7 protein-coding genes and 2 tRNA genes are annotated in these 8864 nt (G+C 70.4%); 7 read left to right on the top strand and 2 right to left on the bottom strand.

Going from position 1 to position 8864, the window contains the following annotated elements; all coding sequences use genetic code 11:
- Positions 1-84 precede the first annotated feature (84 nt).
- From ACH5AC_RS04965 to ACH5AC_RS04990, 6 genes are all read left to right on the top strand, one after another.
- Complete coding sequence (locus ACH5AC_RS04965; protein WP_398860221.1) at positions 85-555, top strand: hypothetical protein; 471 nt, start codon at positions 85-87, stop codon at positions 553-555.
- Positions 556-574: 19 nt separating this feature from the next.
- Positions 575-859 carry a hypothetical protein gene (locus ACH5AC_RS04970; RefSeq protein ID WP_398860222.1) on the top strand — a complete coding sequence of 95 codons (285 nt, stop codon included), beginning with the start codon at positions 575-577 and terminating at the stop codon, positions 857-859.
- Between the two features lie 89 nt (positions 860-948).
- Positions 949-1794 carry a bifunctional DNA primase/polymerase gene (locus tag ACH5AC_RS04975; protein ID WP_398860223.1) on the top strand — a complete coding sequence of 282 codons (846 nt, stop codon included), beginning with the start codon at positions 949-951 and terminating at the stop codon, positions 1792-1794.
- Between the two features lie 2 nt (positions 1795-1796).
- The gene (locus tag ACH5AC_RS04980) at positions 1797-3269 is read left to right on the top strand and encodes an ATP-binding protein (RefSeq protein WP_398860902.1); all 1473 of its coding nucleotides are present in this window, start codon (positions 1797-1799) and stop codon (positions 3267-3269) included.
- Positions 3270-3723: 454 nt separating this feature from the next.
- The gene (locus tag ACH5AC_RS04985) at positions 3724-3921 is read left to right on the top strand and encodes a helix-turn-helix domain-containing protein (RefSeq protein WP_398860224.1); all 198 of its coding nucleotides are present in this window, start codon (positions 3724-3726) and stop codon (positions 3919-3921) included.
- On the top strand, positions 3921-5201 hold the full coding sequence (locus tag ACH5AC_RS04990; RefSeq protein ID WP_398860225.1) for a tyrosine-type recombinase/integrase: 1281 nt from the start codon (positions 3921-3923) through the stop codon (positions 5199-5201). The genes ACH5AC_RS04985 and ACH5AC_RS04990 overlap by 1 nt, the downstream gene beginning before the upstream one ends.
- A gap of 80 nt (positions 5202-5281) precedes the next feature.
- Here the strand turns inward: ACH5AC_RS04990 and ACH5AC_RS04995 are convergent.
- A tRNA-Arg gene (locus ACH5AC_RS04995) sits at positions 5282-5354 on the bottom strand.
- Positions 5355-5532: 178 nt separating this feature from the next.
- Positions 5533-5623: transfer RNA gene (locus ACH5AC_RS05000), tRNA-Ser, on the bottom strand.
- A 336-nt stretch (positions 5624-5959) separates the two neighbouring features.
- Between ACH5AC_RS05000 and ACH5AC_RS05005 the strand changes: the two genes are divergently transcribed.
- Positions 5960-8864 (top strand): PAS domain-containing protein (locus ACH5AC_RS05005; RefSeq protein WP_398860227.1); only part of this gene is annotated, 2905 nt, incomplete at its 3' end.

Below are 8864 nucleotides of genomic sequence, written 5' to 3' on the forward strand. Positions count from 1 at the left end.
GTCAGACCCCTGAAACATCCCTCCACAGCGCCCCCGGCAGGGGGTGTCTCCGCCTCCCTGAACCGACACCGGAAGGGATTCCGCATGTACCCCAACCACTCCCAGCACGCCCCCGCCCAAGGGGCCGTGGAAGTGCACCAGCCCACCCCGGTCACGCCCTCGGTCGTCGTCCAGGCGGCCCCGCTCGTGCCCGTGCAGCCGAACGGCGTGCCAGCGGTGGCGAGCGTGGTCCTCCCCGACGGCCGCGTCGTCACCGGCTACGCCATCACCCCCGCACAGCCCGAACCGGTCACGGCCAAGCCAGCCGTCTCCCGCGCGGCCGTGAACGTCGCCCTCGGGGGCGTCGGGTTCCTCGCCGTGTGCGGCGGACTGCTCCTGCTCACCACGTTCATCACGGCCCTCACGGCACTCATCACTCAGCTCATCACCCTCGCCGCCGTCATCTTCGGCGGATGGATCGCCGTCCAGGTCTTCAGCGCACGCGGCCACGGCGAGAGCGGGACCACGGTCAACATCCGCAAGGCCATCTTCAAGCGCAACCACTTCCACGGCTGACAAGGAGATTCATCCTGTGATGCGACTGCGTATCCAGCGCACCGCGCTGCCCCGCAACGCCCTGATCCTCACCGACACGCCCCGGCCCGACTGCGGCGACTGCGACGGCGTGGGCGGCATCCCGCACGACTACGGCGACCACACCGGCGAATACGCCGGCACCGAGTGGGAGCCCTGCCCCTGCTGGACGGAATGGCGCATCGTCCTACTCCCCCTGCCGCGCCGCCCCCGGTGGCTGCGCCGCCGCGACACCGGCCGCGACCCGTGGGGCCCCGACGGCTACAGCGACGAACCCCCCTTCTAGCTACGCCAAGGGCGGCCCCCATTCCGCCAAGAACCGTGGGGCCGCCCTTGCCAACCAGTCCTCAACAGACCTGTTGGAGGTCTCCCAGCATGACGCAACCGACCCACATCCGGCGAGCGCTCGCCCTCGCCGCGCACGGCGTCCCCGTGCTGCCCCTGCGGGCAGGGAAAGTACCGTTCGGCAACTGCTTCGACTGCGCCGACAACGCGTGCGGCGGCCGACCGAACATGAAGACCCCCGGCCCCTGCGCCTGCCCGCGCCCGTGCCACGGCTGGGCCGCCGCCACCACCAACCCGTGTGTCCTCACCTCCCCGCCGTGGGCGTCCGCGTGGCGCACGGCCGCCGCCGTCGCCTACCACCCCGGCGGCGCCGGCGTGACCGTGGTCGACCTCGACAACGCCGCCGCCGTCGACTGGGCCCGCGCCACTCTGCCCGCCACCCAGACCGTGCCCACCACGCGCGGAGAGCACTGGATCTACCAGGGCTCCATGCGGTCCGTGAACGCCGTCCGCCCCGGCGTTGACATCAAATCCCTTATGGCATACGCCCGTTGGCTCGGTCCCGGCATCGGCGCCACGGCCGCTCTCCCGGACGCTGTGCGAGCGCTGGCAGTAAAGGAACCGCCCACCGCTCGCAGGGCGCCACAGACGCTCACAGCGCCCCTGAGAGGCGGACAGGGCGAGTGCCCACACCGCACCACAACGTACCTAGACCGTGGCATCGCCATGGCCGAGCAGCGCATCACCGACGCCCGGAGCGCGGTGCACGCCACGGTCTACCGGACGTTCCTCGCCGTGCTGTCCACGCACGGTCGGTGCGGCTGTCTCACCGACGCCCACGTCGCGCGACTGTTCACCGCCGCGCAGGCCAAGGGCGAATCGCCCCGGCACTGCACCGATGCGTGGACCAACGCCCTGACCACGTTGGGACTGTGACCATGTCCGACGACGAGAAGAACCCCGCCCGCGAGGTCATCACCGACTACGCGCAAGCGCACTTCCGGTACTTCCGCACCGCCGACGGCACCGTGTACGCGCAGCGGAACGGCCACCCCGTGGCCCGTCCGATCCGCTCGCAGGGCACGACGGGCAGCCACCGCCAGGAACTCATGGTCGGCCTGTTCAGGGACGGACTGGGCGTGTTTAACGGGACCGCGCTCAAGGAGGCACTGGACTTGATCGAAGCGCTCGCACTGACGGAGGACGTGCAGCCTGTACACATCCGCGTCGCTCCCGGATTCGACGGGGCGACGTGGCTGGACCTGGGCCGCGCCGACGGGCAGTCCGTCCGTATCCACCCCACCGGCTGGGACATCGCAATCCCGGACCCGCGTGAGGTGTGCTGGCGGCGGACCCAGCTCACTGGGGAACTGCCCCTGCCGGCCAAGGACACCGACGGCAAGGGCATCGACCTGCTGCTGAGGCTGTGCAACTTCGCCAACGCCGAGACCGAGTGCCTGGCTATCGCGTGGCTGATCGGCTGTCTCGGTCCGTCCGTGCCCGTCCCCGCGCCGTTCCTCACCGGCCCGCAGGGCGCGGGCAAGTCCACCGGCGGGCGGATGCTCGTGCGGGTCATCGAGGGCATGAGCGGCGACCTACGCCGCGCGCCCAAGGACGAGGAGAACCTGATCGCAGCAGTGGCGGCCGGATGGGTCACCGCCCTGGACAACCTCTCCCACATGACCCCGGACCTGTCGGACGCGATGTGCTGCATCGTCACCGGCGCCGAGAACGTCAAACGCGCCCTGTTCACAGACGGGGACGTGTTCCGCGCCCGCTACCGCCGCCCCCTGCTTCTGACCGGCATCGACGTAGGCGTCATCCGTCCCGACCTCGCCGAACGGCTCCTGCCGCTGCGCTTGGAACGCCCCCGGGTCCGGCGCACCGAAGCAGAACTGTGGGCGGAGTACGCGGAGGTTCTGCCCGTCGTCCTCGGCTCTCTCCTGGACCTCACGGTCAAGGTCCGCGCGGTTGAGGCAGAGACTCCCACCGACCTGCGGATGGCGGACTTCGCCCACCTGTGCGCGCAGCTCGACGCGGCAACCGGGCTAGGCGCGCTCGCCGCTTACCGGGCCAGTCTGGACGACCTCAACGACGACGTCATTGAGGGTGACTTGCTGGCGCAGACCGTCCTCAGGCACGCCGCAGACATCGAACCGGGCACCGAGCAGCGGATGACCTCCACGGAGTGGCTGCACTGCCTCACCCGCCTCTACACCGGCGAGGACTTCCGCCCCCTGCCGAAAGGGTGGCCGACCACCGGCAAAGTCCTCTCCGACCGTCTCAAGCGCCTACAGCCGACCCTCGCCGCCCGGGGCGTCCTCATCGACTCCGGCCGCACCAGGGAGGGCCGCTACATCGAGATGACCCGCTCGCCCGCACCGCCCCCGCACGAACAGCAGACGTTCTGACCACCACCGACCCCGACCGCACAAGCAAGAGGAGCACCACCGGCCCGGCGACGTGCTCCTCTTGCTGTTCGGCGGCGGCGCCGCCCTGCGATGGACGCGCCGCGAAGCGGCTCCTTCTTCACGCCCTGAGCCACACTGCACCACCACAGACCCCCCCTTTTTTCCTAAGTGGGAAACGCTGCGTCACCTGCGTCACGGGCCCCCAGGAAACGGCGGATGACCTGGGCATACGGCCGTGACGCAGACGGCCCCGTTCTGCGTCACGCCGCGTCACCCGCGTCACCAGAGACGGACAGCCTGCGTCACCGGTGACGCACCCCCAACCCTCTGCGTCACCCAAAACCCGCAGCTCAGAAGCCCTGAATGACGCAGGTGACGCGGTGACGCAGAAATCCGCACCTCGGACACACACGCGCATCCGCTGCCTGCGCAAGGACCCCAGAGGAGTCACCGCGTGACCACTGCCATGCCCCCAAGCGCCGAAGCGCTCAAGGTCCCCGAAGTCATGACCGCCCTGCGCCTCAGCCGCAGCAAGGTCTACGACCTCATCCGCTCGAAACAGCTCGAAAGCTTCACGGCCGGACGCGCCCGCCGCATCCCGGTCGACTCCGTACGCCAGTACATGCGGAACCGCATCGAGGAGAACGACTGATGGCGAAGCGCGCCAACGGCGAAGGAACGATCAGCAAGCGTGCGGATGGCCGGTACCACGCCGCCGCCTACGTCTACCGCCCCGACGGGACCCGCACCCGGAAGTTCGTCTACGGCAAGACCCGCAAGGAAGTCGCCGACAAGCTCACGGAGTTGCAGGAGAAGACCCGTCAGGGCATCCCGGCCGCAGAGTCCACCATGGCGTTCGGTGACTACCTCACCTACTGGCTCGCCACCATCGCGCCGCAGCGACTCAAGCCGTCCACCCTGAACAGCTACGAGGGTCTGACCCGCCTCTACATCCGCCCCGCCCTCGGCAAGAAGCGGCTGAACCGCTTGTCACCGGCGGACGTGCGCCGGTTCCTGGCGGAGTTCAAGGACTCCTGCCTGTGCTGCCTGCGCGGTGCGGACCGGGAGCGCCCCGAGGAGAAGCGCTCGTGCTGCGCCGTTGGCCGTTGCTGCGCGCGGCGCCCGTCCGCCCGGACCGTCCAGTACATCCATGCGGTCCTCCGGTCCTCCCTCCAGCAGGCGATCCGAGAGGAACTGATCGCCCGGAACGTCGCCCGGATCGTGGAGACCCCCACCGTCACCCGCAAGGAGGTGCGTCCGCTCGACGCCACAGAGGCTCGCCTCATGCTCAAGACCGCCCGATCCCACCGCCTCTACGCCCTGTGGCTGTTGCTCGTGTCGACGGGTCTGCGGCGGGGCGAGGCGCTCGCCCTCACCTGGACGGACGTCGACCTCACGAACGGTCAGCTCCGGGTTCGCCGGAACGTGCAGCGCATCCGACGAGAGCTGATCTTCGGCAGCCCGAAGACCATGCGTTCCATTCGTACGGTGTCCCTGCCGAAGCACTGCATTCGAGCACTCACAGAGCACCGGGCCCAGCAGGAGCGGGAACGCAAGGTCGCTGGGAAGAAATGGCAGCCTGCACCGGGGCAGCCGGACGGACTGATCTTCACCACGACGACCGGTCGCGTCACGGATCCTCGCAGCCTGAACAGGATGCTCACCATCCTGTGTCGGGATGCTGGCGTGCGACGGGTGCGAGTGCACGACCTGAGGCACACATGCGCCTCACTCCTGCTCGCTCAAGGCGTGGACGCTCGCACGATCATGGAAACGCTTGGGCACAGCACGATCACGATGACGCTCGACACCTACGCGCACGTGATGAGTACGACGCTCAAGGCCGCCGCCGACCGGATGGACGACGCTCTTGGACTAGACGAGCCGGAGGAGGAATCAGACGGCGGGCAGGAACCGACCGACGGCGAGTGATCGGCATCTCTGGCCGCGTTGATGTCAGCCGTTGATGTCAAAGGCCCCCTGAGATGATCCCAGGGGGCCTTTGACCTGTGTGCACTCGGCAGGACTCGAACCTGCAACCTTCTGATCCGTAGTCAGATGCTCTATCCATTAAGCTACGAGTGCTTGTTTTGTTTTTGTCTTCGCTCTCGGTCCTTCCGGCCCGCTCGCGGCGACAGGAAGAACATTACATGACTGCCGCCGACATGTGAAATCCGTTTGGCATACCGCTTGTGACCTGCGGAAACGTCGTGAGAGGCGGAACGACGAAGCCCCGGTCCGTGGACCGGGGCTTCTTGATCGGCGGAGGCGGAGGGATTTGAACCCTCGATGGGCTTTAAGGCCCAAACCGCATTAGCAGTGCGGCGCCATAGACCGGACTAGGCGACGCCTCCAGCACAGCCGCTCGCGTGTGTGCGAGTGGTGCGTGCAGATGATGACACAGTCGAGCGTCGTGTCACCAATCGGCCTCCACGGTACTAGGCAGGCGGGCCGCAGGGCAAAGGACTTCCCCGAGCCTTCCCTCGCTCATCTCTGCGAAGGGCTGCGGGGCGGTCGCGCACGCTCACATGTTCTGGGTCACTTCGTCGTGCGAGGTCGCTCTCATCCGGCGTCCCCGGCGCAACCCCAGCCCTTAGACTCCCTCGCGTGACACCCCGCGGGCCGGTTGGCAGTATGGCCCGAGCGGCCCGAGCGGTCGGCAAGATGCGGTAACAGGGAGGAAGCGTCTCGTGAGCAGCAGGCCATCCCGAGGCGCTGCTCGCCTCGCAGCCATACTGGACGCGCTTCCCGACGCGTTGCTGCTGGTCAACGCCAATGGGACGGTCGTCAACGCGAACACCATCGCGCTGGAGGCGTTCGAGACGCCGGGCACGGCGCTCGTCGGGCGGGGGCTGCTCGATCTGCTGCCGCAGTTCGACTCCAAGCTGATCCCGGGGTCGATGCGGCGGCCGGACCACATCGATCCGCGGGCGCGGACGAAGCCGACCCGCATGATCGCGCGGCGGACCGACGGGTCCGAGTTCCCCGTCGAGGTCACCAGCGCCAACCTGGAGAACGGGCAGCAGGCTTACGACGGCTATGGATACACCTCCGACGAGCTGCTGATGCTGGTCGTGCGGGACCTCTCCGGGACCGTCGACACCGAGGCCGAGCTGGCGCGCTCGCAGCGGCAGACCGAGATGATTCTTCGGGCAGCGGCCGAGGGTGTGGTCGGGACCGACACCGACGGACGGATCGTGCTCGTCAACCCGGCCGCCGCTCAGATACTGGGGTACCGGGCCAGCGACCTCGGCGGCAAGGAGCTGCACACCCTCGTCCTGCACTCACGCGCCGACGGCTCGCCCTTCCCGTACGACGAGTCGCCGCTCGCCGACACTCTTCGCTCGGGGCGCAAGCACCGGGTGCGCGGGCAGGTGCTGTGGTCCAAGGCCGGGGACAAGGTGCCCGTCGACCTGACGACCGCGCCGGTGCGGGACGGGGACCAGCTCGTCGGCGCCGTCATGACCTTCACCGACCGGCGGCCCTACGACACCCTCGCGGAGGAGAAGGCCGCCCTCGAGAAGGCGCACGCGGAGGAGTTGGAGCGGCTCTCCGAGGAGCACGCATCCGACCTGACCGCGCTGCGCCAGCAGCACGTCACCGAGACCGAGGAGCTGCGCGAGCGGCACGCGGAGGAGCTGGCCGCCGGGGAGGAGCGTTACGCCGCCCTCGCCGAGCGGGAGAAGGACCGGTACGAGGCCCTCGCCGGCCGGCACGAGCAGCTCGTGATCCTGCTCGGGCAGTCCCTGCGCGGGCCCCTCGACGAACTGCGCCGCGAGCTGGCCGCCCTGGCCGCCGATGACGCGGGGCAGCTGTGGCCCGAGGCCAACCAGGTGCTGCACCACCTGTCCGCCGGGTACTCGCGGATCACCACCCTCATCGACAACGTCCTCGGCTACCAGCGGCTGGACTCCGGCGACCAGGAGATCTCCCGTACGAAGGTGATGCTCGACGCGGTCGTCGCCTCGGGTGTCGACGGGGCCGTCGAGCTCATCGGGCCGGGGCGGGTGCAGTTCGCCGTGCACGCGCCGCCCATCGAGGCCGAGGTCGACGCGCGGCTGCTCGCCACCGCCCTCGCGCATCTCGTCGCGGATGTGGCGGGGGTCGACGCGACGGGTAACGCGCCTGTGTCGGCGGGCGGTTACATGGACAACACGGTCGTGGTCGCCGCGGCGCAGCGGGGTGAGGTCGTACGGATCGAGGTGCGGGGGCCGTACGCCGGGGGTGACCCGGTGCATGAGCCGATCGTGCGGGGGATCGTGCGGGCGCACGGTGGTGTGCTGCAGACGCATGAAGTGCCCGGCATGAGCGGCAGTGCGTTTGTGCTGGAGGTGCCGCTCGGGGGTGGGGCGGGGGCCGTTTCGGCTTCCGTGCCCGCGGGGGGCGCTGAGGGCGAGACACCGGCCGAGCTTCCTGCCGGGACTCCTGCCGATGGGGCGGGCGTGGTTGGTGAGAACGGCACGCATGGGGGGCGTCGGCGGGCTCGGCGGGCCTCCACGGACGCTTTCCTGGACAGCGGTGACGGGGAACCGGCCGGCGGCGGGGAGGCCGAGGGTGCCGCGCCTACCGGGCGGCGGCGTCGGCGGGCCATCGCCGCCGAGGAGGCTGCGGCGGGTGGTGCCGGTGAGGCGGACGCCGCTTCCGCCGGTTCCGCTGTCGTGCCCGCCTCCGGTGGTACCGGGCGGCGGCGTGGGCGGCCTGCCGAGGACGCGGGCGGTCAGGGCGCGGGTGTCGCCGAGGGCGCCGTCGTCACCGCCGCCGAGCACGCGGCGGGGGCCGCCGCCTCCGGTACGGGGCTCGGTGGCACCGTTCCGCCGCAGGGCGTACCCGTGCCGACCGGGCGGCGGGCCCGGCGGGCCATCGATCAAGGACAGCAGCAGGGGCAGCAGGGACAGCCTCAGGAGCAGCACGCGTTGCCGCCCGCTCTGCCTGCGGTCGCGGGTGGCGAGAGCGGAGCTCAGGGTCAGGAGGACGGGGCGGCGCAGCCGACCGGACGTCGGAGGCGTGCGCTGGCCGCCGCCCAGGAGCGGGCCGACGCGCAGGAGGCGGCCGGTCCCCGTCAGGTGTTCGCCCTGCCACCGGCCGAGGCTGACCGAACCGACGGCGAGGGCAGCAGCGGCAGTGTCGACGGCAGCGGCGCGGGGGCCCAGGCGGTCGCCCTGCCGACTGCCGGACAGCCGGTGCCGGGGGCGGGGTTGGAGCAGGTGACCGTTCCGGGGCAGGTCGCCGGTCAGCCCGGCGTTCCGGGGGAGGTCGCCGTTCCTGGACAGCCCGGCGTTCCGGGACAGGTCGCCGGTCCAGGGCAGGTCGCCGGTCAGCCCGGCGTTCCGGGGCAGCCCGGCATCCCGGGGCAGCCCGGCATTCCGGCACAGGTGGCCGTCCCCGGGCAGCCCAGCATCCCGGGGCAATCGGCCATTCCGATGCAGCCCGTCATCCCTGGGCAGCCCGGCGTTCCGGGGCAGCCCGGCGTTCCGGGGCAGCCAGCCGTTCCCGGGCAGACCGCTCTCCCGGGCCAGCCCGCCGTCCCTGAGCAGCCGGGAGTTCCGGGCCATTCAGCCGTCCCCGGCCAGCCAGCCCTCTCCATGCAGCCTGCCG

Source organism: Streptomyces sp. NPDC018693, from assembly GCF_044391385.1.
In the GTDB taxonomy this organism is placed as follows: Bacteria; Actinomycetota; Actinomycetes; order Streptomycetales; family Streptomycetaceae; genus Streptomyces.

Coding starts and splice junctions, on each gene's coding strand:
- ACH5AC_RS04990 (WP_398860225.1), top strand. CDS start 3,921: ATGGCGAAGCGCGCCAACGGCGAAGGAACGATCAGCAAGCGTGCGGAT.
- ACH5AC_RS04975 (WP_398860223.1), top strand. CDS start 949: ATGACGCAACCGACCCACATCCGGCGAGCGCTCGCCCTCGCCGCGCAC.
- ACH5AC_RS04980 (WP_398860902.1), top strand. CDS start 1,797: ATGTCCGACGACGAGAAGAACCCCGCCCGCGAGGTCATCACCGACTAC.
- ACH5AC_RS04965 (WP_398860221.1), top strand. CDS start 85: ATGTACCCCAACCACTCCCAGCACGCCCCCGCCCAAGGGGCCGTGGAA.
- ACH5AC_RS04970 (WP_398860222.1), top strand. CDS start 575: ATGCGACTGCGTATCCAGCGCACCGCGCTGCCCCGCAACGCCCTGATC.